Consider the following 22,325-nt stretch of genomic DNA (forward strand, 5'->3'; position numbering starts at 1 on the left):
CCGAGCTTTTACGGGTTTCGGGGGCATCTTTCATAACTGCCAGCGACTAGGGCGCGGCAGCTACATCTTGGGGTGAGTGCGTCAACTCGATCACTACATCCTCGGGACGGAATGCGTTGTTACCTCCGCGTTTGGTCGGCATTATCGTCACAGTCATTAGGGCGCTCACGATACGGCGCTTGTGCTGAATTGAGAGAGTGCCACGCCAGAACGCTTCGACGCTCTCAGCGGTCACGAGATCCGACAGGATGGTGCCTCCCTCAATGGCCCCGAGCTGTGCCTGGAGAGCGTCGACGCGGGCCTGCAGCTTGATCTTCTGCTCTCGAACCGACGCGGCGCTGAGTGTGCCGTCGGCGTAGAGTTCGGCGAGCCCACCGATGAGCGCACGCACCTCCTGTGCCTCTTCAGCGAGCGCAGCAGCATCCCCGGTGGGGGTGAGCAGCGAAACCGCGTCAGGGCGGCGCAGGAGGGCCAGCACGACCCCCTCGACGAGCGCGTCGACGTTGGCCATGTTGCGGCGCGTGTCGAGCCCCCGGCATTGGTAGACGGGCGTGCGCTTCCCGCTCTTGAAGTCGCGTGTGACATCCATGAGCCCGCCGCACTTGCCGCAGCGATAGATGCCGCTGCCCAGGTACTTGATCTTCTTCGACCAGTCCTGCCGAACGCGGCGCGATGCTACGACCGTCTGGAAGCGGTCCCATGTTGGCCGGTCGATGATTGCGGGCCAGCTGCCCGCCTCGGTCACGACATCGCCTAGATATGTGCGGATGCCAGCTAGGGCAGGGTTGCTCGCGCGGTGGGTCAGGTTCTGGTAGCTGTAGGGCTTGCCGTTAGCCGCGACGATGCCGCGGGTCTTGTAGTCCTTGGCGATCGAGTACCACGATTCCCCGGCGATGATCCTGTCGACGGCCTCCCGCAGAATCTCGGCCTCTGCCTCAACAATTCGCACCTCGCCGTCGACGCGCTCATATCCGAGCGGGCGCGTGGCAAATGACCAGACACCCGCGTTAGCTCGCTGAACGTTCGCGGCAACCTGGCGAGCGCCCTTCTGCTCGACCTCGTAGCGGGCAGCAGCTCCGAGCATTTGCGCCATCATTCGCCCGGCAGGGTTGTTTAGGTCGAGGTCGCCAGCCTTGACCGTGAGGATCCGGAGGGCGTGCTTCTCTGCCAGCTCGACCAGCTCGACCAAATCACGCACGCGGCGGTAGAGCCGGTCTGTGTGCCAAACGATGATCGTTGATACCTGCCCGCCCCTGATCGCGGTCAGCAGCTCTTGGAATGCGGGCCTGGTGCCCTTCGACGCTGACACGTCATTGTCGACAAACTCCCGCGAGACTGTGCGACCGTGGCGCTCGGCCAATGCGCGACACTCGGTCAGTTGCCGGCCAACGGCAGCCCCTTCGCCGTTACGGTCGAGGGATTGGCGGGCGTAGATAACAGTGGACATATCGACATACTACTGAGGCAATTACCGCGGGACTGGCCATCACGTCGTTCCGGCTGGCATCCGGGCAGCGCAGGTTCGACCGCAAACGCAACGCCTGGGTGGATGCTGATCCGAACTGGTACACCGTGTCCTCCTTCCGGCAGCTGGCGCACAACGTCGTGGCCTCGGTCCGGAAGGGACAGCACGTGATGGTGACCGGCAGGCTGCGTGTGCGCGACTGGGAGAACGCGGATCGCAACGGCACATCGGTCGAAATCGAGGCGGACGCGATCGGCCACGACCTCACCTGGTGCACGACGGCATACTCGCGCAGCGCGCCGGCGGCCCAGCCCGCGCCCAAGCCCGTGCCCCAGGACGACGCGGGAAGCGACCGGGGAGATGAGGCAATCTCCGACCCGGAGGCGCCGAGGCTCGCGACCCTGGAAGCGTGAGGTCCGGATGCTCGGGCCACCGGCGGCCACCGGCGGGCACCGGCGGCGCCTGCGACGGCACGGTCGCGGACCTCCTCGGCACCGGCACGTGTCTCCTGGGCGGCACGCGGCAAATAGACTGGTGTATATGGCCGAATTTATTTACACGATGGTCCGAGCGCGCAAAGCGGTTGGCGACAAGCTCATTCTCGACGACGTCACCATGTCGTTCTTCCCCGGCGCCAAAATCGGCATCGTGGGGCCGAACGGCGCGGGTAAGTCAACGATCCTCAAGATCATGGCCGGGCTCGACGCCCCGAGCAACGGTGAGGCCAAGCTCAGCCCCGGCTACACGGTCGGCATCCTGATGCAGGAGCCCGAGCTCGACGAAACCAAGACGGTCCTCGAGAACGTGCAGGAAGGCGTCGGCCCGATCAAGGCCAAGGTCGACCGCTTCAATGAGATCAGCCTCGCGCTGGGCGAACCCGACGCCGACTTCGATTCCCTGCTCGCCGAAATGGGCACGCTCCAGGAGGCCATCGACGCCGCCGACGCGTGGGACCTCGACTCCCAGCTGGAACAGGCCATGGATGCCCTGCGCACGCCGCCGGGGGACATGTCCGTCGTTGATCTCTCCGGTGGAGAGAAGCGCCGGGTGGCGCTGACCAAGCTCCTCCTGCAGAAGCCGGACCTGCTGCTCCTCGACGAGCCCACTAACCACCTCGACGCCGAGAGCGTGCTCTGGCTCGAGCAGCACCTCGCCCAGTACGCGGGCGCCGTGCTGGCCGTCACCCACGACCGGTACTTCCTCGACCACGTGGCCGAGTGGATCGCCGAGGTCGACCGCGGCCACCTGTACCCGTACGAGGGCAACTACTCGACCTACCTCGAGAAGAAGCAGGAACGTCTTCTCATCGCCGGCAAGAAGGACGCCAAGATGGCCAAGCGTCTGGCCGACGAACTCGACTGGGTGCGCTCCAACGCCAAGGGCCGCCAGGCCAAGTCCAAGGCACGCCTGGCTCGCTACGAGGAAATGGCCGCCGCGGCCGAGAGCACCCGCAAGCTCGACTTCGAGGAGATCCAGATCCCGGTCGGACCGCGACTGGGCGCCCAGGTCATCGACGCGAAGAAGATCAAGAAGGGCTTCGGCGACCGCGTCCTCATCGAGGATCTCTCCTTCACCCTCCCGCGCAACGGCATCGTCGGGATCATCGGCCCCAACGGTGTGGGTAAGACCACCCTGTTCAAGACCATCGTCGGACTCGAGCCGCTCGATAAGGGAGAGCTCAAGATCGGCGAGACGGTCACCATGTCGTACGTCGACCAGAGCCGCACCGGCATCGACCCGAACAAGACGCTCTGGGAGGTCGTCTCCGACGGCCAGGACTACATCCAGGTCGGCAAGACCGAGATCCCGTCGCGCGCCTACGTCTCCACGTTCGGTTTCAAGGGACCGGACCAGCAGAAGAAGGCCGGCGTTCTCTCCGGTGGAGAGCGCAACCGCCTCAACCTGGCGCTGACCCTCAAGCAGGGCGGCAACCTGCTGCTGCTCGACGAGCCCACCAACGACCTGGACGTTGAAACGCTCGGCTCGCTCGAAAACGCGCTGCTCGAGTTCCCCGGCTGCGCCGTGGTCATCACGCACGACCGGTGGTTCCTCGACCGGATCGCCACGCACATCCTGTCGTACGAGGGCACCGACGAGGACCCGGCCAACTGGTACTGGTTCGAGGGGAACTTCGAGTCATACGAGCAGAACAAGATCGAGCGCCTCGGCCCGGACGCGGCCAAGCCGCACCGGTCCGCCTACCGCAAGCTCACCCGCGACTAGGAGTCACGGGCATGAAGCTGCACGTTCCGATCTCGCTGCGCTGGTCCGACCTGGACGCGTACGGCCACGTCAACAACGCGGAGATGCTGCGCCTGCTCGAAGAGGCGCGCATCCAGGCGTTCTGGGTGAGCGACGAGACGGGCGGCTCGATGCTCGGGGCGAGCACCGCGGTGCTCGACGGCAAGCCGGGGGCGGCGACGCTCACCCTCATCGGCCGGCAGGAGATCGAGTACCTGGCGCCGGTGCCGTACCTGAGGCAGCCGCTCGACGTGCGGCTGTGGCTGGGCAAGCTCGGCGGCGCCAGCCTCGAGGTGTGCTACGAGGTCTGGAGCCCGGTGGGCTTCGAACCCGCGGTGCTGTTCACCCGGGCGAGCACGACGATCGTGCTCGTGGATGCCGCGACCGAGCGTCCGCGCAGGATCAACGAGATTGAACGAGCCGCCTGGACTCCCTACCTCGACGAACCGGTGGCCTTTTCACGGCGCTGACGCCGGCCGGATGGCCTAGCGGGGGTTCTCTGTGAAGAGACCCTCCCAGATCGCCCGGCTTCCGGATTCACCGATGAGCACGGTCTGGTAGGTCGCCATCCCGCCGATCCCGATCGCGAGCAGCACGAGGATGATGGCGACCGCCCGCCGTCCTCCGCTCCGCGGCGCCTCGGACTGCTGAGGTTCGGACGCCTGAGGTTCGGACTGCTGAGGTTCGGAGCGTGCCCTCCGGTCAGCCAGGAAGTACCACAGCCAGGTGCCAATGCCGAGCAGGCCCAGGGCCAGCGACCACGGCCAGAGTGCGTTGCCGAGGTCCGCATGAGTCTCGATCAGCGGCGTGCGGAAGACACGCTCCTTGAGCCATTGGCCGGCCGCCATGGTGAGCGGAACCAGGCCGATCAGGACCAGGCCCATCAGCGCGATCAGGATGCCGAGACGCCGCCGGGCCGTCGGCCAGGCCGCGGCGAGCAGCACGCAGAGTGCCGTGACCGGCACGAGGACGACGACCACGTGCACCAGCAGCGCGTGCAGCGGCAGGCCATTGACGTTGAAGAGGTCCATGTGGGTGATCTCCCTAGCCGGCCAGGACCCGGTCCCCGTCGATCGTGACGGTGATCTTCTCCAGCGGGCGGGGAGCCGGGCCGCCCAGGACCGCCCCGGTGGTGGAGTTGAAGCGGGATCCGTGGCAGGGGCAGTCGAACTCGCCCTTCCCCGGTGCCACCGGGCAGCCCAGGTGGGTGCAGATGGCGCTGAAGGCGACGACCTCGCCCGCCTTCGGCTGGCTGAGCAGGACCGGCTTCTGGTCGAGGGTGGCCGAGATCGAGCCGCCCACCGGGATGTCCGCCAGCCTGGCGATTTCGACCGGCTTGCCCGTTCCTTTCGATGACGAGCCGGAGGACCCGGACGGCGCCGCGCAGCCGGCGAGGGCGAGGGCCGTTCCGGCGCCTCCGATCAGGATGACGGTGCGACGTGTGACATCCGGTGCGTGCGACATGGTGCTCCTTCGTAGAACGGTCAGGATTAGATTGGCACGGTGAACGCCGGGACCGGTATTCATAGCGACCGGTATTCATAACAACGAGACGGCGTGCCGTTTGGTTCAGGCCCGCCGGGTTTTCGGCCCGGCTGAACCGGCGACGCCCGCGTCTCGTGTTATCTCGGGAGGTGTGTGTGATGGCGGACGACCGCACGGAGTTGTTGCGTGCGCTCCACGACGAGCATGCCCCGGCGCTGCGGCGGTATGTGCAACGGCTGACCGGCGACGCGGCCCTCGCCGACGACGTGGTCCAGGAGACGCTGCTGCGCGCCTGGCGGCGCCCCCGGGTTCTCGACCAGTCGGAGGCCTCGGCCCGGGCCTGGCTCTTCACCGTCGCCCGCAACCTGGTCATCGACGATCGCCGGTCCGCCCGCGCCCGGCACGAGATCGGCACGGACCGGATGCCCGAGGCCGTCACGGCCGACCAGACCGACGCGATGCTCGACTCCTGGCTGGTCGCCGACGCCCTGGCGGCACTGTCGCCGGAGCACCGCGCCGTCGTCGTCTGCGCCTTTTATCGCGGCCAGTCGGTCGCGGAGACCGCGCGCCTGCTCGACATTCCCCCGGGGACGGTGAAGTCGCGCCTGCATTACGCGCTACGCGCCCTGCGCCTGGCCCTGCAGGAGAGGGGGGTGACCGAGCGATGAGCGCGCCAGGGGATGTCTACGGGGATTGGGATGCCGCCTACGTCGCGGGTGCCCTCGGACCGGAGGAGCGGCGGGAGTTCGAACGGCACCTGCGCGACTGCGCGTCGTGCTCCCGAGCGGTCGCCGAGCTGGCCGGGCTGCCGGGGCTGCTGGCGACGATTCCGGTCGACCAGGCCCTGCTGCAAGGTGACGCGGCAGGCGCCATGCGGCCGACCGACGCCGGGCTGGAACGCCTGCTGACGGCCGCACGCCGGGAGAGGACCCGGGGACGCGCCCTAATGGCGGGCGCGATCGTGGCGGTCGCGGCGGCCGCGGCGGCGGTGGCGCTGCTGCTGCCGGGCTGGCTGGGGTCCCCGGCCGAGACGGCGGCGACGATCGCGCTGGAGCAGGTGGTGCCGAGTCCGCTCGGCGCCGACATCCGGCTGACCGGCGAGTCCTGGGGAACCCGGATCGAGTCGACCTGCCGGTACGCGGACTCGGGCTACGGCACGGAGGCCCAGGCCTACGCCCTCTACGTCACCGACGTGAATGGCGCCTCGAGCATGGTGGCGACCTGGTCGGCCGGGCCGGGCACCACAGTCCGGCCCGTGGGCACGACGAGCCTGGCGCCGGGAGACATCCGGACGGTCGACATCCGCTCCGTGGAGACGGGGCAGGTGCTGTTGGAGTCCGGCCCGTCGCCCGGGCGCCAGGCCGGTTAGTCGGCCTTTCGCGGCAGGCGGACCATGCCCTCCTGGGCGACGCTCGCCAGGAGCAGGCCGTCCCGGCTGTAGATGCTGCCCGTGGACAGTCCGCGCCCGCCCTGCGCGGTCGGGGAGTCCTGCAGGTAGAGCAGCCATTCATCCACGCGCCCGAACCGGTGCCACCACATGGCGTGGTCCAGGCTGGCGACCTTGAGGCCGGGCGTGGCCCAGGGCAGGCCGTGGCGGCGCAGCACCGGCTCCATGATCGAGTAGTCGCTGGCATAGGCGAGGGCGGCCCGGTGCAGGTCGGGGTCGTCCGGCATCGGGCCCAGGGACTTCAGCCACACGCCCTGGCGTCCGGTGCGCGCGCCCTCGACGGCGAGGTAGATCGGCGAGGGAATGTGGCGCATGTCGAAGGGCCGCTCATTGGCCCAGTACCGCGCCACCGAGTGGTCGAGGTGGCCCAGGGTCTCCTCCGCCGAGGGCAGCGACTCCGGATCCGGGATGTCCGTCGGCATCTCGATGTGGTGTTCCAGGCCCTCGTCTGCGTCCTGGAAGGACGCGATCATCGACAGGATCGGCAGGCCGTCCTGGTAGCACTGCGTGCGCCGGGTCGAGAACGAGCGGCCGTCGTGGATGCGTTCGACCGAGAACGTGATCGGCTGGGTGACGTCCCCCGGGCGCAGGAAGTAGCCGTGCATGGAATGCACGTGGCGCTCGTCCGGCACGGTGCGCATGGCCGCGACGAGGGACTGGGCGAGCACCTGCCCGCCGAAAACGCGGCCGTGCGGCATCCACTGGGAGACGCCGGTGAAGATGTCCTCGCTGGTGCGGGCACCCGTGTCGGTGAGATCCAGGGCGGCCAGGAGACCTTCCATCGGCGTGTTCATGGCTTCTCCTCGGTGCTGGCTGTGGTGCCGCCAGGGAACCCGGCGTGAGCCCCGACGTATCTTGGTAGTTTAGGAGCAGATGAGCCAGTCATTTTCCCTCGCAGATTCCCTGTCCCTCGCCGACCTCCAGGTCTACCTCTCGCGCGCCGCCCGCGTCGAGGACGGATCCGTCCGCCTGATTTCCGCCGCCGGGGTGCTCGCGGTGTACACCGCGATCCTCTATCCGCGCGGCCTGCTCGACTCCAGCCCGACCGTGCTGGGCCTGCGCACGTTCGCCCTGACCGAGCCGGTCGAGCTCGACGCCGTCGTCCCGGTGCGGTCGTTGCTCGACCGGGTCGCCCGCCTGGCCGGCGCCGCCGTCGACCCGGGCGCGCCGGTCACCGTCACCGTCCCGCTCGAGGTGAGCACCGTCACCTGGGCCGGGATCTCCCCGCCCCGCGGCGGCTGGCAGCCGCACGGCCAGACGGATGCCGCCGTCCTGGAAAGCGCCGCCCGAGCCGGAATCGACGAGGTCGCGGCGTCGATCCCGGCCGGAACCGGCGAGCAGATCGTGCAGCGGGTGCGCTCCGAGGTCTGGGGCCGACCCGTCGAGGACCTCGACTTCGTGCCCAGCGGCGCCGCCTTCGCCGCCTACAGCCTCGGCTTCCTGTCGCCGGACGAGCCGGTCGCGCTCTTCGAGACCGGCCCCTGGACCCGGCTGAGCACGAGCCGCGGCCACATCCTCGTGCGCCGCAAGCCCTGGACCCTCAAGGCCTGACCCGCCCCGGTGATCACGCCCGGTGATCGGGCCCCGGTGGTCGAGCCCCGGTGGTCGAGCCCCCCGGTGATCGAGCTTGTCCAGATCCGACCTCCGCCGGTCAGCCGGCGGCGACGAAAGCCGCCCAGAGGTCGGCGCGGGCCGGGAAGGCCGCGAGGTCCCGCCCGAGCACCTGCTCCGCCTGGCCGATGCGAGCCCGGAGGGTGTGCCGGTGCACGCCGAGCACGTCCGCGGCCGGCCCGTACTGTCCGTTGTGTTCCAGCCAGACCCTGACACTGGCGAGCAACTCGGTGCCCCGCTCCGCGTCATGGCGAACGAGCGGCTCGAGGGTTGCCCGGCCCACGTCCCCGGCATCCGTCCTGGCCAGGTAGGCGAGCACGCCCTGACGGGACACAATCTCGAATTCCAGCACGGCAGGGGCCCCGTCCCGGGACCTCTCCAGCGCCCGCTCGGCCTGGGCCAGCGCGCGCGGCAGGGCGCCGTACTCGGCCGGATCCGACACCCCGATGTGCAGGCCGAAGGCCGTGCTGAGCTCGGTGAGCAGCGGGCCTGTCGTCCGGTCCACCAGGAGCACGATCATCGCCCTCTGCCGGGCGAAGAAGAGTTGCCCCGGCCGGGCCTCGACGCGCAGCTCGAGGAGTTCGATGAGGTCTTCGAGCCCGTCGCGTCCCGTGCCGATCGCGGCGATCCGCACCGGTGCGGCCGGCAGCGGCCCCCACAGATCGCCGATGATGCTCTGCACGAGTTCGACGCTGCCGCCGAGCAGCGCCTGCAACAGCCCGGACCGCAGTTTCCCCCGCGCCCGGCCGAGCGCGCTGTTCTGTTCCAGGGCGAGTCCGGCGAGCGCGACGACGCTCGTCACCACCTCCTGGCCGGCCGGGTCGAGCTCGACCTGGCCGCCCAGGGCCAGCACGCCGCGGAGCTGGCCGCCCCGGCCGAGAGTCTGCAGGGTCACGCTTTCGCCGCCGTCGACCACCGTGCTGCTGGCGCGCTGCCCCCGCCGAAGCAAGAGGGCGGCCTCGCGCTGAAGCATGTCGGACGGTCCGCCGACGCCGGAGCGGGCGAACGCATCCCGGGGGAAGACCCGGTCGAGCCCGCCGGTCGCATCGAACAACGCGACCCAGTGCCCGAGCTGGCGGGAGAGCTCGCTCAGCGTGGCCCCCAACCCGTCGGGGCGGAGCGCGGCCAGCGCGATGGCTCGCTGCGCCCCGAGTGTCCAGGTGTGGCGGGCGAAGCGTTCCTCCGCCACCATGTCGCCGGCCGCGCGGGCCACCGCGATGAACGGCGTCCGGTAGGGCACCTCGAAGAGCGGCAGCCCGTCGGCGAGGCAGGCCGCGACCAGCGCGTCCGGTGTTCCCTCGCGCACCACCTCGGTGCCGAAGCCGAGGCCGGTGATGCCTCGTTCGCGCAGCCGCGCCACGTAGCCGCGGGAGAAGGCCTCCCCCGGCGCATCCGAGGTGAACTGGGTTCCCGTCGTGAGCAGGACCTGGCTGGGGGAGAGGAAGGGCGTCGGGTCGGCCAGGTCGGAACTGTGCACCCATTCCAGACCCTGGTCGAGGGAACCGGGTGGTAGGTCGCCCTCGGGCGTGAGCAGCCGCAGGGACAGCTCTGGCCTGGCCAGCAGGCGACGGAGGGTGGGAAGCACGGGGAACCGAATCGGTTGTCTGACGCTTATACAGCGTGGCGATTACTGGACCTCTAACTATACGTTGTGGCAGGCCGGCGGGCCGCCGGGCGTGCTTAGCATGGCCGAGTTGGCGTCGTTGCCCGTGGCGACGACGCAGATCGGTTCGAGAACTGGAGCAGTCATGACACACGTTGATACCCCGAGCACGGTCGCACCCGTTGGTGGACCGTCACTTCCTCAGGAACGCCGCCTGGTGACGGCCATCCCCGGCCCGAAATCGCTCGAGTTGACCCGCCGCAAGGAGCAGACGATCTCCGGGGGCGTTGGCACGACCATCCCGGTCTACACCGTTGCCGCCGGTGGCGGCGTGCTCGTCGACGTCGACGGCAACTCGCTGATCGATCTCGGCTCGGGCATCGCGGTGACCGGCGTGGGCAACAGCGCCCCGCGCGTCGTGGCCGCCGTCGCCGCCCAGCTCGCGCAGTTCACCCACACCTGTTTCAGCGTCGCCCCGTACGACGGCTACATCGAGGTCGCCGAGGCGCTCAACCGGCTCACCCCCGGCGACCACGCCAAGCGAAGCGCCCTGTTCAATTCCGGCGCCGAAGCCGTGGAGAACGCGGTCAAGTTCGCCCGGCACTACACCGGCCGGCAGGCAGTGCTCGCCTTCGATCACGCGTACCACGGCCGCACCACCCTGACCATGGGCCTCACCGCCAAGAACCTGCCCTACAAGAACGGCTTCGGCCCGTTCGCCGCCGAGATCTACCGCGCCCCGCTGTCCTACCCGTTCCGGGACGGCGGCCTTGACGGCGTCGAGGCCGCGAAGCGCGTGATCAGCCAGGTCGAGAAGCAGATCGGCGCGAACAACCTGGCCGCGATGATCATCGAGCCCATCCAGGGCGAGGGCGGTTTCATCGTCCCCGCCGCCGGGTTCCTGCCCACCCTCGTCGACTGGTGCCGCGCCAACGGCGTCGTCTTCATCGCCGACGAGGTACAGACCGGTTTCGCCCGAACCGGCGACATGTTCGCCAGCGACCACGAGGGCATCGTTCCGGACCTCATGGTGCTGGCCAAGGGCATCGCCGGCGGCCTTCCGCTGTCCGCGGTCACCGGTCGCGCCGAGATCATGGACGCGCCGCAGGTCGGCGGTATCGGCGGCACCTACGGTGGAAACCCGCTCGCCTGCGCGGCGGCTCTCGCCACCATCGACAGCTACGAATCCGACAACCTGGTCGAGCGGGCACGGGAGATCGGCGCCATCCTGACCGAGCGCCTGTCCGCGTTGCAGGCCGAGGACGCCCGCATCGGCGAGGTCCGCGGACGCGGGGCGATGATGGCCGTCGAACTGGTCGACCCGGCAACGGGGGAGCCGGATGCCGCACTCACCGGCCGGGTCGCCGCGGCCGCCCACGCCGCCGGCGTCATCCTGCTCACCTGCGGGACCTACGGCAACGTCATCCGTTTCCTGCCGCCGCTGAGCATGCCGGACCACCTGCTCGTCGAGGGCCTGCAGGTCGTCGCCGACGCACTGGCCGCAGCATGAGCGCGCTCGTCGCCGAGGCGGCCCCGCTGACCGTCGCCGAACGCGAAACCGAGCTGCTCGCCCGGGTTCCCTCCGGGCTCTACATCAACGGCGTCTGGGAGCAGGGCAGCGGCGCACCGATCACGGTCACCGACCCGGCCACCGGCCTGGCGCTCAAGCAGATCGCGAACGCGGATGCCGCCGACGGCCTGCGTGCGCTCGATGCGGCCGTCGATGCGGCACAGGCCTGGGCCGCGACCGCGCCTCGCGTGCGCGCCGAGATCCTGCGCCGTGCCTTCGACCTGCTGCAGGAGCGCCGCGAGGACTTCGCCCTGCTGATGACGCTGGAAATGGGTAAGCCGCTCGCAGAGGCGAACGGCGAGGTCACCTACGGCGGCGAGTTCCTGCGCTGGTTCAGCGAGGAGGCCGTGCGCATCAGCGGCCGCTACGGGCTCACCCCGGAGGGCACCGGGCACATGACCGTGTCCCAGCGACCGGTCGGCCCGTGTTTCCTGATCACACCGTGGAACTTCCCGCTCGCCATGGCCACCCGCAAGATCGCTCCGGCACTTGCGGCCGGCTGCACGGTCGTCATCAAGCCCGCCGAGCTCACCCCGCTGACCACCCTGTACTTCGCGCAGCTGCTCGAGGACGCCGGGGTCCCAGCCGGAGTCGTCAACGTGATCACCACCTCCACCTCCTCCGCGGTTGCCGGGCCGATCATCGCCGACCCGCGCCTGCGCAAACTGAGCTTCACCGGCTCGACTCCCGTCGGCCGCAAGCTGATCCAGCAGTCCGCCCAGGGTGTGCTGCGCACCTCGATGGAGCTCGGCGGCAACGCTCCGTTCGTCGTGTTCGAGGACGCAGACCTCGGCAAGGCGGTCGACGGCGCGATGCTGGCGAAGTTCCGCAACATCGGCCAGGCCTGCACGGCGGCGAACCGGTTCATCGTGCACGAGTCGGTTGCCGACGAGTTCGCCCGGCGCATCGTGGAGCGCGTCGGCGAGCTGCGCATCGGCCGCGGCACGGACGCCGGTGTCATGCTCGGCCCGCTCGTCAACGAGGCGGCCGTCGAGAGCACGGATGCCCTGGTGCAGGATGCGCTCGAGCGAGGCGCGAGGCTGCTCATCGGCGGGGTTCGCCCGGACGGCCCCGGGTCGTTCTACGAGCCGACCGTGCTCACCGGCCTGGCGCCGGACACCGCCCTGCTGACCGAGGAGATCTTCGGCCCGGTCGTCGGCATCGTGACCTTCGGCGACGAAGACGAGGCCGTGCGGCTGGCCAACGCCACCGAATACGGCCTGATCGGCTATGTCTTCACCCAGGACCTGGCCCGCGGGCACCGGATGATCGACCGCCTGGAGACCGGCATGATGGGCCTGAACACGGGCCTCGTCTCCAACGCGGCCGCCCCGTTCGGCGGGGTCAAGCAGTCCGGCCTCGGCCGGGAGGGTGGGCTCGAGGGCATCCACGAGTACCTGTCATCGAAGTACACCCTCACCCCGGTATCCTGACCGCGAAACCGCAGTTGTGCGCCCTAAAACGCGCGAATGAGGCGCACAACTGCGGTTTCGCGGGATGTAAGGCGAGTCAGAGGGCGGCGGCGACCGCCCGGCCGGCGATGCGGCCGGAGAAGAGGCAGCCGCCGAGGAACGTTCCCTCGAGGGAACGGTAGCCGTGCATGCCGCCGCCGCCGAAGCCGCTGGCCTCCCCGGCCGCATACAGGCCCGGCACCGGCCGCCCGTTCCAGCCGAGCGCCCGCGCCGACAGGTCGGTCTCGATCCCGCCCAGGCTCTTCCGGGTGAGGATGTGCAGTTTCACCGCGATCAGCGGCCCGTTCTGCGGGTCGAGCAGCTTGTGCGGCGTTGCCACCCGGATGAGCCGGTCGCCGCGGTAGTGGCGGGCCTGCCGGATCGCGTTGATCTGGGCATCCTTGGCGAAGTCGTTGTCGAGCTCGCGGTCACGGGCCACGATCTCCTGCTCGATCCGGGCGAAGTCCAGCGGCACCTCGGGGGAGAGCTTCTGCATGCCGGCCATGAGCTCGAAGAGCGTGTCGGCGACGACGAAGTCGACGCCCTTCTCCTTGAACGCCTCGACCGGGCCGGGCGCGCCCGGCCCCACCCGCTTCGCGAGCAGCCGGAGGTCCTTGCCGGTCAGGTCCGGGTTCTGCTCGCTGCCCGAGAGGGCGAACTCCTTCTCGATGATCTTCTGGGTGAGCACGAACCAGCTGTGCTCGTAGCCGGTCTTCAGGATGTGCTCCAGGGTGCCCAGCGTGTCGAAGCCCGGAAACAGCGGAGCCGGCAGTCGCGTGCCGGTCGCGTCGAGCCAGAGCGAGGACGGCCCGGGCAGGATCCGGATGCCGTGGGCGGCCCAGACCGGATCCCAATTGGTGATCCCCTCCGTGTAGTGCCACATCCGATCGCCGTTGATCAGGCGTGCGCCGCCCGCCGAGGCGATGCCCAGCATCCGCCCGTCGACGTGCGCCGGGACGCCGGACAGGAGGTGCTCGGGCGCGCTGCCCATGCGTGCGGGCCACTGCGCGCGAACGAGGTCGTGGTTTCCGCCGATGCCGCCGCTCGTGACGATCACGGCCGAGGCGCGCAGGTCGAAGTCGCCGACGGCATCCCGCGAACTGGCCGCCCCGCGTGCCGCGGAACTCGTCGCGAGCCGGGTGCCCCGCACGCCGACCACGGAGCCGGACTCGACGGTGAGGGAGTCGACACGGTGGCGGTGCAGGGCGGTCACCAGTCCCGCCTGGACGCCGGCGCGGACGGTCTCGATGAACGGCTCGAGGAGGCCGGGGCCGGTGCCCCAGACGATGTGGAACCGGGGCACGGAGTTGCCGTGCTCGAGCGCGGTGTACCCGCCGCGTTCGGCCCAGCCGACAACGGGGAAGAAGCTCACGCCACTCTGGCGCAGCCAGGAGCGCTTCTCGCCGGCGGCGAACTGCAGGTACGCCTCGGCCCAACGCCGGGGCCAGTGGTCTTCCTCGCGGTCGAATCCGGCGCTGCCGAACCAGTCCTGCCGGGCCAGCTCGAGGGAGTCCTTCACGCCCATCCGGCGCTGCTCTGCCGAGTCGACGAGGAACAGGCCGCCGAACGACCACCAAGCCTGGCCGCCGAGGGAGGCGGCCGGTTCCTGCTCGACCAGGAGCACGCGCTTGCCGGCGTCGACCAGCTCGGCGGTCGCCACGAGCCCGGCGAGCCCGGCTCCCACGACGATGACATCGGCTTCGGTCGCTGCTGCGCTCATCGTGACTCCCGTGTCAGCGGGCGCAAACTCGGGCCCGGTTAGTCCTCGAAGGTGTTCACCATGGCGTGCGCGGCACGTTCGAGGTAGTCCCACAGTGTTTCACGCTGCAGCGGCGGCAGGTCGAAGGAATCGACCGCGTCCCGCATATGCAGGAGCCAGCGGTCGCGGGCATCCGGGTTCACCTTGAACGGCTGGTGACGCTGCCGCAGCCGCGGGTGCCCGCGCTGGTCGCTGTAGGTGGTCGGGCCGCCCCAGTACTGTTCGAGGAACATGGTCAGCCGTTCGGCCGCCGGACCGAGGTCTTCCTCCGGGTACATCGGCTTCAGCACCGGGTCGCCGGCGACCCCGCGGTAGAACTCGGCCACCAGCTTCTCGAAGAACGGCCGCCCGCCGATCTGGTCGTAGAACGACGCGAGGGGGACGGAAGTGGGTTCTGGCTCAGGCGTCATCACGGATCTCCGGGTCGGGTGCCGTCGTCGGCTGGGCGGCGGGCAAAGGCTCGGGTTGGGCAGGCAGGGCGGGCTGCGCGGGCTGCGCAGGCTGCGCGCCGGCCTTGGGCTTGCGGGGGGCCCGGGGAGCCCGGGGCTTCTTCACGGGGATGGGCGCGGTGCCGGGGCTCGTCAGCACGTCGGGCACCGCCGCCGCGGCCTCCTCGGCGGCGTCGAGGGTCGGCGTCACTCCGGAGCCGTCGGCCGCGCCGCCCTCGCCGGTCATCACGACACTGTTGAGCGGGGTTAGCGAGACGCCCATCCCGTCGAGCGCCTTCTTCATGTGCAGGCGGAGGTCGCGGGCGAAGTCCCACTTGGCGGAGACACGGGTCTTCACGGCCAGGCGGGTGACGAGCGCCTCGGCGGTGATCGACTCGAGTCCCCAGATCTCCGGCTTCTCCAGGATGACGGCGCGCCACTTGCGGCTGGAGGCCAGGGCCGTGGCCACGCGGAGGAGTTCCGCCTGCACCGCCTCGACGTTGGAGCTGTACGGGATCGCGAGGTCGATGATGACCCGCGCCCAGCCCTGCGACATGTTGCCCACGCGCAGGATCTCGCCGTTCCGCACGAACCAGAGCGTGCCGTCGACGTCGCGCACCTGGGTGATCCGGATGCCGACATTCTCGACCACGCCAGAGGCGAAGCCCACGTCGACGATGTCGCCGACGCCGATCTGGTCCTCCACGACCATGAACAGGCCGTTGAGGATGTCCTTGACGATGTTCTGCGCGCCGAAACCGAGGCCGGCGCCGAGGGCCGCCGTCAGCAGGGCGAAGGAGCCGAGGATGTCCTTGTTGATGACGTTGACGATGAGCAGCACCGTCACGATCAGCAGGGTCACGTTGAGGATGTTCGTGAGCACCGAACCGAGGGTGCGGGTGCGTTGCACGACCCGCACGGCGGCAAGCGGCGACACGTTCAGCGCCTGTGTGTCGTCGACCTTCTGCGTCCTCTTCACGCCGGAGACGATCTGCTGCACGACGCGGTCGATCACGAAGTGAAGCACCCAGCGCAGCAGCAGCGCGATGACGATGATCGCGACGACGTTGATGATCGTCACCCACAGCCCGACCGTGAAGAATTTGTTGAGTTCAGCCCAAATAGAGTCCAAGTTCATATTCGACACAGTCTAAACGAGCGCCCCTGAACGAATTCGACGGAGATTCCGCGCATCCGGCCCGCCCCGGACCAGTTCCGGGGCGAATCGCGCACAATCTCCGTCGAATTCGAGAAGTGCGGCGGGCTACGCGGCGTCGCGCGCCTGCGCGGCGAGGGCGCGCTCGACGCCGGCCAGGTTCTCGACGATGAGGCGGCGCAGCGCCACCGGTTCCGGGTTGGCGTCGAGCCAGGCGCGCGTCGCGTCGACGAGCGCCTGGTTGGCCAGCGGCGCCGGGTACAGGCCGATGACGATCTTCTCGGCGATCGCGAAGCTGCGGGATGCCCAGACCGTCTGCAGCATGGAGAAGTACTGGTCCACGAACGGTTCGAGCAGGGTGGTGTCGTTCGCCCGGAGGAACCCGGCGCCCGTCACCCGCACGATGGTGTTCGGCGCGGTGTCCACGTCGATCAGCGACGACCAGGCGGCCTGCTTGCCCGGGAGGGTCGGAATGGCGGCCCGGGCCTGGGCGGCCGACTGGGCGCCCGTCGCCGTGTTGTCCCTGGCGAGGGCTGCGTCGATCTCCGCGGTGCCGGCCTGGCCGCCGGCGACGAGGGCGATCAGCAGCTCCCAGGCCAGGTCGGTGTCGATGACGAGGCCGTCGAGCGGCGACGTGCCGTCCAGCAGGGCCGCGATGGACTCGAGCTGGGCCTCGGTGGTCGCGATCGACGCGAAGAACTTCACGAACTGGAACTGCGCGTCGGTGCCTGCCTCGGCGTGGCGGGCGAGGGACCAGAGCGAGTCCCCGACCTCCTTGACCGTGCCCGCTCGGTGCTCCTCGGCGACGTAGTACGTTGCCGCGAGCACAACCTGGCCGAGCACGGTGCGCAGCGTCGTCGACTCGGTTTCGGTCGCGACGTTGCCCAGCACGAGGGTGATGAAGTCGCGCGGAGAGGTCTCGGCGTCGCGGGTCGAGTCCCAGACGGAACCCCAGACGATCGCGCGGGCCAGCGGGCTCTCGATCGCGGACAGGTTCTCCAGGGCAACGTCCTGCGACGCGGCATCGAGACGAATCTTGGCGTAGGCGAGGTCGTCGTCATTGAGGAGGATCAGGTCGGGGCGTGCGCGGCCGACGAGCTCGGCGACATCCGTGCGCTCACCGTCGACGTCCAGTTCGACCCGGTGCGTGCGCACGAGGCCGCCGTCCTGCGGGGAGCCGGCGGTGTCGAAGCTGTACAGCCCGATCGCGAGGCGGTGCGGACGGATGGTGGGGTAGTCGGCGGTGGCGGACTGCAGCACGGCGAACCCGGTGATGACTCCGGCGTCGTCGACGGTGATCTCGGGGCGGAGCGTGTTCACGCCGGCCGTCTCGAGCCAGAGCGTCGTCCACTCGGTCAGGTCGCGGCCGCTGGATGCCTCGAGCTCGACCATCAGGTCGTTCAGCTCGGTGTTGCCCCACTCGTGCTTGGCGAAGTACGAGGCGACGCCGGCGAAGAACTCATCACGGCCCACCCAGGCGACGAGCTGCTTGAGCACCGAGCCGCCCTTGGCGTAGGTGATGCCGTCGAAGTTGACCTGCACGTCTTCGAGGTCGTTGATCGTCGCGACCACAGGGTGGGTGGATGGCAGCTGGTCCTGCTTGTACGCCCAGCTCTTCTCCATCACGGCGAAGGTGGTCCAGGCTTCGTGCCATTCGGTGGCCTCGGCGGTGGCGATGGTCGACGCCCACTCGGCGAACGACTCGTTCAGCCACAGGTCATTCCACCACTTCATGGTGACGAGGTCGCCGAACCACATGTGCGCGAGCTCGTGCAGCACGGTGACCACCCGACGCTCCTTGATGGCGTCGGTGACCTTCGAGCGGAAGACGTAGGACTCGGTGAAGGTGACAGCGCCGGCGTTCTCCATGGCGCCGGCGTTGAACTCCGGCACGAACATCTGGTCGTACTTGTCGAACGGGTACGGGTAGTTGAACTTGTCCTCGAAGTACGCGAAGCCCTGGCGGGTCTTCTCGAAGAGGTAGTCCGCGTCGAGGTACTGGAAGAGGCTCTTGCGGCTGAACAGGCCGAGGGGGATGACGCGGCCGTCGCTGGAGGTCAGCTCACTGCGCACGACGGCGTACGGGCCGGCCACGAGGGCGGTGATGTAGCTGGAGATCGTGTGGGTGGGCTCGAACGCCCAGGTCTTCGCGCCGTTCCCGGCATCCGTGGGTTCGGGGGTGATCGCGTTGGAGATGACCTCCCAGGCGCCGGGTGCGGTGACCGTGAACCGGAAGGTGGCCTTGAGGTCGGGCTGCTCGAATACCGCGAAGACGCGGCGGGAGTCGGGGACCTCGAACTGGCTGTACAGGTAGACCTCGTTGTCGACCGGGTCGACGAAGCGGTGCAGGCCCTCGCCGGTGTTCGTGTAGATCCCGTCGGCGACGACGGTGAGGACGTTCTCGGCGGCGAGGTTGTCGAGCTGGATGCGCACGTTGTCGCTGACGGATGCCGGGTCGAGCGTGACGCCGTTGAGGGTGACGGAGTGCACCGCGCGGGTGATCGCGTCGATGAAGGTGGAGGCGCCGGGCGTTGCCGTGAACCTGACCGTGGTCGTGCTGCCGAACGTTTCCGGCCCGGTCGTGAGGTCCAGGGTGATGTCGTAGCTCTGTACGCTGACGAGCGTTTTGCGCTCCTGGGCTTCGATGCGGGTGAGGTTTTCTCCAGGCAACGGGTTCTCCATTTGGGTCTTTGCGGTCTTCGAAATTGTGCGCGGCCCTTGTGGCGCCATTGCACGATTCCCCAGCCTAGCCAAGGAATAGGGTGTCCGCATGAGGGCAAGCACAGACCCGCAGGCCGCCACGGCCGATCGGTACCGCGAATTCGCCGAGGTCGAGGCGCGCGGTATGAGCGCCTGCTACGAAACCTGGGCGCGCGGGGTGGCGGATGACCCGGCAACGGCGGCGCTGATCGACCGGCTTCCCGGGCCCAAACGGCAGCCCAACCTCGTCTTCAGCGCCTCCCGGTTCCACGGCGCCCCGGTGTCGGACTACGCCGCCTTCGCCGCCTGGCTGGCCGCGCACTGGGCCGAGGTGGAGGCGACCTGCCTCAGCCACGCCACCCAGACGAACGAACCCGGCCGCTGCGCCGTGCTGTTGCCCGCGCTCGCCGCGATTCCCGGCCCGCTCGCCCTGATCGAGGTGGGGGCATCCGCCGGGCTCTGCCTGCACCCGGACCGGTACAGCTACCGGTACACCGCGGCCGACGGCGGGGTTCGGATGCTGCATCCCGCCGACGGCCCCAGCCCGGTGCTCCTCGACTGCGCGACCACCGGCCCGCTGCCGCTGCCCGACCGGCTCCCGGAGGTCGTCTGGCGGGCCGGCGTCGACCTCAACCCGCTGGACCTGAACGACGAGCCCGACGTGGCCTGGCTGGACGCGCTGATCTGGCCGGGAGCACACCGATCGGCGGACACGGCTGCGCGCGGCGGTGGAGGTCGCCAGGGCGCAGCCGGTCGAGATCGTGCGCGGTGACCTCAACGAGCAGGTCGAGGCGCTCGTCGCGCGCGCGCCGGCCGGGGCGACCGTCGTCGTGTTCCACACGGCCGTGCTCGCCTATCTCGACGAGGAGGCCACCCGCCGGTTCTCCGCCACGATCGCCCGGCTTCCCGTGCGCTGGCTGTCGAACGAGGGCCAGAAGGTCGTCCCCGCCGTCACCGAGAACCTGCGAACGGACCCCACGACATCCACCGACTTCGTGCTCGCCCTCGACTCGGAGCCGATCGCCTTCACCCAGCCGCACGGCCGCGCCCTGCACTGGCTCGCCCACTCCTCCCGCCGAACTGTGAGTTTGGCACCTTCGTAGGCGTCGGGAAGGTGCCGAACTCACGGTTCGGCGAGCTACAGGGTGAGCTTGAAGCCGATGTGCGAGGCTTCGAAGCCGAGGCGTTCGTAGAACCGATGTGCGGCCTGCCTGATCTGGTCCGAGGTGAGCTGGACCAGCCGTGCCCCGCGCCGACGGCCTTCCGCGATCGCCCAGCCGATCATGGCGCCGCCGAGGCCGTTGCCGCGAAGGCTCGAGTGCACGCGCACCGCTTCAATCTGCATTCTCAGCGCCCCCGCGCGGGCCAGGCCGGGGATGGATGTCAGCTGCATCGTCGCGACGACGTCTCCCGCGGGCGAGACGGCGACGACCAGGAGCTGTGCCGGGTCGGCGTTGATGGCCTCGAAGGCCCGGTCGTACGGGGCACGCGCCTCGGGAACGGCCGATTCGACGGATGCCCGGAGTTGATCGTCGGCGAGCAGCGAGACGATCGCGCCGACGTCGGCGGCCGCGGCCCTGCGCAGCGTGAAGGCGCCGGCCGGGAGGTCGAATTCGGCAAGAGTCATTGGTGCCAGGTTCATTGCTGCACAAGCTCCTTGATCATTTCCAGTTCGTTCCGGCTGGGGTCCAGGTTGTACGGGGTCGTGTGGCCCGTCGCCCCGAAGCCGCGCCGTTCGTAGGCCGCCCGTGCGCGCGCGTTGTCCTGGTGAACGTGAAGGGTCAACCGGTCGCCCTGGCTGCCGGCCCAGGTTTCGACGGCTGCCAGCAGCGCATCGGTGACGCCAAGCCGGCTGCCGCGGTAGTCCGGGGTGACGTACACGCCGACGAGGAGTGGGCCGACGGCCGCATCAACGAAGCCGCCCATGGTGCCGATCCAGCGCCCTGAATCGTCGATCGCGACGACGGCAATGCCGTGGGGTGCGGTGCCGCGCTCGCCGCGCATCCGCCACTCGGCCTCGTCGTGGCCGAGGGCGTCGTCGAGTGTCTCGGTGTAGGCGGTCGGTGCGTCGCGGATCATCTCGAGGCGCAGCTGGCGAATTTCACGCCAGTCGGCAGCGACGGTGCGTCGGATGGAGAATGCCTGGGTGCTCACCGTCGTGAGCCTATCGGGCCGCTAACAGTGCCGCTGGTCTGCGCTAGGCCTCGGCGAGCGCCTTGAGCCTGGCGAGGGCGCGGGGCCACATCTCGGTGAACATGTCGGTGAACTCCTCCTCCGAGTCCAGAGCCACCGCAAGGGTCGTGACACCATCGGACTCGCTGAACGAGTAGCTTTCGCGCCCGCCAACGAACCTGGCCTGGTCGCCCCGGTACTCGACGCCCTTGACGATTTCGGCCAGGTATTCCAGCGTCATCAGCTCGTCGGGCCTGTTCTCGACGACCTTCGTGATCATCCCGCCCAGCTCGCCGTCCTCGTCGGGCCCAAAGAAGCGGATCTCGCTGCCCAGGTCCCAGCTGCCCTCGTAGTAGGAACCGCCCTCGTTGAACGCGCTGGTCCATTGCCGATACGTTGCGTCGTCGAACATGGTCGTCCACACGGTGTGTGCGGGAGCGTCGATCTGGACTGTGAAGTGCAGCTTTTCCATGCCGGGGAGTGTACCCCCGGCCCCGGGGGCGCACGAGACTGCAGCCGGGGCGGCCGGAGGGCGCCCGGTTCGCGAAAACCGGAACCACCGCGTGGAAGGGGCTGATTCGTCCGGTTTTCGGGCACGACCCCTCGTTCCTTCCGGTTTTGACAGCACGCCTCGACGCGCGGAAGAGGCCGACGACCGGCTACGGGTTCTCGCGCACACTCTCCAGGCCGTCGATCACCTCGAAGTCGCCCGTGACCAACGGCTTCGGGCGAAGGGTCAGGCAGACCGCCCCGGCGCCTGTCTTCTCCAGGTTGACCAGGGTGAACCCTGACGGCACCGAGCCGGGCTCGAAGAGCCGCTTGCCCGGCCCACGACGACGGGGAAATAGAGCAGGCGGTACTCGTCGACCAGGCCGGCGTCGTGCAGGGCGCGGGCCAGCCGGTAGCTGCCGTGCACCTGCAGTTCGCGCCCCGGCCGGGCCTTCAGCTCGGCCACGGCGGCCAGGACATCGGCCGGGAGCACGGTGGTGTTGTTCCACGCCGGGTTGACGAGCGTGGTGGAGGCGACGTATTTTGGCAGTCCGTTGAGGGCCAGCGCGACCGGGTTGTCCGGGTCGGTGACCTGCTCCCAGTACGGCTGCATCATCTGGAATGTGGTCCGCCCGAGCAGGATGGCGTCGGCCTCGGCGAACCAGCCGTCGACGATCCGCCCGCCCCATGCCCTCGTCGGCGAGGGGCACGAGCCAGCCGCCCCGGTCGAAGCCGCCGGACCGGTCTT

The 22,325-nt window shown here is 69.3% G+C and carries 23 protein-coding genes; 10 read left to right on the forward strand and 13 right to left on the reverse strand.

Annotation, left to right across the window (positions count from 1 at the left end):
* Positions 1-46 precede the first annotated feature (46 nt).
* On the reverse strand, positions 47-1,447 hold the full coding sequence (locus E3O23_RS17155; protein WP_134493166.1) for a recombinase family protein: 1,401 nt from the start codon (positions 1,445-1,447) through the stop codon (positions 47-49).
* Positions 1,448-1,479: 32 nt separating this feature from the next.
* On the opposite strand from E3O23_RS17155, the gene E3O23_RS17160 reads away from it, so the two are divergent.
* The 3 genes from E3O23_RS17160 to E3O23_RS17170 all read left to right on the forward strand — a co-directional run bounded on the left by E3O23_RS17160 (position 1,480) and on the right by E3O23_RS17170 (position 4,176).
* Positions 1,480-1,878 carry a single-stranded DNA-binding protein gene (locus E3O23_RS17160; protein ID WP_255453324.1) on the forward strand — a complete coding sequence of 133 codons (399 nt, stop codon included), beginning with the start codon at positions 1,480-1,482 and terminating at the stop codon, positions 1,876-1,878.
* A gap of 127 nt (positions 1,879-2,005) precedes the next feature.
* Positions 2,006-3,688, forward strand: coding sequence for an energy-dependent translational throttle protein EttA (ettA, locus tag E3O23_RS17165; protein WP_134493170.1), 1,683 nt, complete (start codon positions 2,006-2,008; stop codon positions 3,686-3,688).
* A gap of 11 nt (positions 3,689-3,699) precedes the next feature.
* On the forward strand, positions 3,700-4,176 hold the full coding sequence (locus E3O23_RS17170; RefSeq protein WP_134493172.1) for an acyl-CoA thioesterase: 477 nt from the start codon (positions 3,700-3,702) through the stop codon (positions 4,174-4,176).
* A gap of 15 nt (positions 4,177-4,191) precedes the next feature.
* On the opposite strand, the gene E3O23_RS17175 is transcribed toward E3O23_RS17170, so the two are convergent.
* Both E3O23_RS17175 and E3O23_RS17180 read right to left on the reverse strand, forming a co-directional pair.
* Positions 4,192-4,737 (reverse strand): hypothetical protein, encoded by a 546-nt coding sequence (locus E3O23_RS17175; RefSeq protein WP_134493174.1) that lies wholly within the window; start codon positions 4,735-4,737, stop codon positions 4,192-4,194.
* A 13-nt stretch (positions 4,738-4,750) separates the two neighbouring features.
* Positions 4,751-5,170, reverse strand: a complete 420-nt coding sequence (locus E3O23_RS17180; protein WP_134493176.1) for a QcrA and Rieske domain-containing protein — start codon at positions 5,168-5,170, stop codon at positions 4,751-4,753.
* Between the two features lie 179 nt (positions 5,171-5,349).
* Here E3O23_RS17180 and E3O23_RS17185 point away from each other — a divergent pair, with 179 nt between their 5' ends.
* Together E3O23_RS17185 and E3O23_RS17190 are read left to right on the forward strand one after the other, a co-directional pair.
* Entirely contained in the window at positions 5,350-5,859 is a 510-nt protein-coding gene (locus tag E3O23_RS17185) for a sigma-70 family RNA polymerase sigma factor (protein ID WP_134493178.1), read from the forward strand.
* Positions 5,856-6,560 carry an anti-sigma factor family protein gene (locus E3O23_RS17190; protein ID WP_134493180.1) on the forward strand — a complete coding sequence of 235 codons (705 nt, stop codon included), beginning with the start codon at positions 5,856-5,858 and terminating at the stop codon, positions 6,558-6,560. The genes E3O23_RS17185 and E3O23_RS17190 overlap by 4 nt, the downstream gene beginning before the upstream one ends.
* Here the strand turns inward: E3O23_RS17190 and E3O23_RS17195 are convergent.
* On the reverse strand, positions 6,557-7,432 hold the full coding sequence (locus tag E3O23_RS17195; RefSeq protein WP_241983531.1) for an acyl-CoA thioesterase: 876 nt from the start codon (positions 7,430-7,432) through the stop codon (positions 6,557-6,559). The genes E3O23_RS17190 and E3O23_RS17195 overlap by 4 nt on opposite strands.
* A 79-nt stretch (positions 7,433-7,511) precedes the next feature.
* Here E3O23_RS17195 and E3O23_RS17200 point away from each other — a divergent pair, with 79 nt between their 5' ends.
* Positions 7,512-8,189: a DUF8185 domain-containing protein gene (locus E3O23_RS17200; protein ID WP_134493182.1), complete on the forward strand. Its 678-nt coding sequence runs from the start codon at positions 7,512-7,514 to the stop codon at positions 8,187-8,189.
* Positions 8,190-8,289: 100 nt separating this feature from the next.
* Here the strand turns inward: E3O23_RS17200 and E3O23_RS17205 are convergent, their stop codons facing one another.
* Positions 8,290-9,834 (reverse strand): PucR family transcriptional regulator, encoded by a 1,545-nt coding sequence (locus E3O23_RS17205; protein ID WP_134493184.1) that lies wholly within the window; start codon positions 9,832-9,834, stop codon positions 8,290-8,292.
* A 163-nt stretch (positions 9,835-9,997) separates the two neighbouring features.
* Between E3O23_RS17205 and gabT the strand changes: the two genes are divergently transcribed.
* Positions 9,998-11,362, forward strand: coding sequence for a 4-aminobutyrate--2-oxoglutarate transaminase (gene gabT, locus E3O23_RS17210; RefSeq protein WP_134493186.1), 1,365 nt, complete (start codon positions 9,998-10,000; stop codon positions 11,360-11,362).
* Complete coding sequence (locus E3O23_RS17215) at positions 11,359-12,855, forward strand: NAD-dependent succinate-semialdehyde dehydrogenase (protein ID WP_134493188.1); 1,497 nt, start codon at positions 11,359-11,361, stop codon at positions 12,853-12,855. Before gabT ends, E3O23_RS17215 begins: the two co-directional genes overlap by 4 nt.
* Before the next feature lie 76 nt (positions 12,856-12,931).
* On the opposite strand, the gene E3O23_RS17220 is transcribed toward E3O23_RS17215, so the two are convergent.
* The 4 genes from E3O23_RS17220 to pepN all read right to left on the reverse strand — a co-directional run bounded on the left by E3O23_RS17220 (position 12,932) and on the right by pepN (position 18,886).
* Positions 12,932-14,593: an FAD-binding dehydrogenase gene (locus E3O23_RS17220; protein WP_134493190.1), complete on the reverse strand. Its 1,662-nt coding sequence runs from the start codon at positions 14,591-14,593 to the stop codon at positions 12,932-12,934.
* A gap of 38 nt (positions 14,594-14,631) precedes the next feature.
* Entirely contained in the window at positions 14,632-15,042 is a 411-nt protein-coding gene (locus tag E3O23_RS17225; protein WP_134493192.1) for a globin, read from the reverse strand.
* Positions 15,032-16,198 (reverse strand): mechanosensitive ion channel family protein, encoded by a 1,167-nt coding sequence (locus tag E3O23_RS17230; RefSeq protein ID WP_134493194.1) that lies wholly within the window; start codon positions 16,196-16,198, stop codon positions 15,032-15,034. Before E3O23_RS17230 ends, E3O23_RS17225 begins: the two co-directional genes overlap by 11 nt.
* Before the next feature lie 126 nt (positions 16,199-16,324).
* Positions 16,325-18,886 (reverse strand): aminopeptidase N, encoded by a 2,562-nt coding sequence (gene pepN, locus E3O23_RS17235; protein ID WP_134493196.1) that lies wholly within the window; start codon positions 18,884-18,886, stop codon positions 16,325-16,327.
* A gap of 100 nt (positions 18,887-18,986) precedes the next feature.
* Between pepN and E3O23_RS18715 the strand changes: the two genes are divergently transcribed.
* Together E3O23_RS18715 and E3O23_RS18720 are read left to right on the forward strand one after the other, a co-directional pair.
* Positions 18,987-19,688 (forward strand): DUF2332 domain-containing protein, encoded by a 702-nt coding sequence (locus E3O23_RS18715; protein ID WP_255453320.1) that lies wholly within the window; start codon positions 18,987-18,989, stop codon positions 19,686-19,688.
* A complete protein-coding gene (locus E3O23_RS18720; protein WP_255453321.1) occupies positions 19,645-20,019 on the forward strand; it encodes a DUF2332 family protein in 375 nt (124 codons plus the stop codon). Before E3O23_RS18715 ends, E3O23_RS18720 begins: the two co-directional genes overlap by 44 nt.
* Positions 20,020-20,054: 35 nt before the next feature.
* Here E3O23_RS18720 and E3O23_RS17245 read toward each other — a convergent pair whose 3' ends face one another.
* The 4 genes from E3O23_RS17245 to E3O23_RS18640 all read right to left on the reverse strand — a co-directional run bounded on the left by E3O23_RS17245 (position 20,055) and on the right by E3O23_RS18640 (position 22,253).
* A complete protein-coding gene (locus tag E3O23_RS17245; RefSeq protein ID WP_241983532.1) occupies positions 20,055-20,558 on the reverse strand; it encodes a GNAT family N-acetyltransferase in 504 nt (167 codons plus the stop codon).
* Positions 20,555-21,070: a GNAT family N-acetyltransferase gene (locus tag E3O23_RS17250; RefSeq protein ID WP_241983533.1), complete on the reverse strand. Its 516-nt coding sequence runs from the start codon at positions 21,068-21,070 to the stop codon at positions 20,555-20,557. The genes E3O23_RS17245 and E3O23_RS17250 overlap by 4 nt, the downstream gene beginning before the upstream one ends.
* A 43-nt stretch (positions 21,071-21,113) precedes the next feature.
* A complete protein-coding gene (locus E3O23_RS17255; RefSeq protein ID WP_134493198.1) occupies positions 21,114-21,560 on the reverse strand; it encodes an SRPBCC family protein in 447 nt (148 codons plus the stop codon).
* A gap of 264 nt (positions 21,561-21,824) precedes the next feature.
* A complete protein-coding gene (locus E3O23_RS18640; RefSeq protein ID WP_338145316.1) occupies positions 21,825-22,253 on the reverse strand; it encodes a dihydrofolate reductase family protein in 429 nt (142 codons plus the stop codon).
* Positions 22,254-22,325 lie beyond the last annotated feature (72 nt).

It is taken from the genome of Cryobacterium tagatosivorans (genome assembly GCF_004402215.1).
In the GTDB taxonomy this organism is placed as follows: Bacteria; Actinomycetota; Actinomycetes; order Actinomycetales; family Microbacteriaceae; genus Cryobacterium; species Cryobacterium tagatosivorans.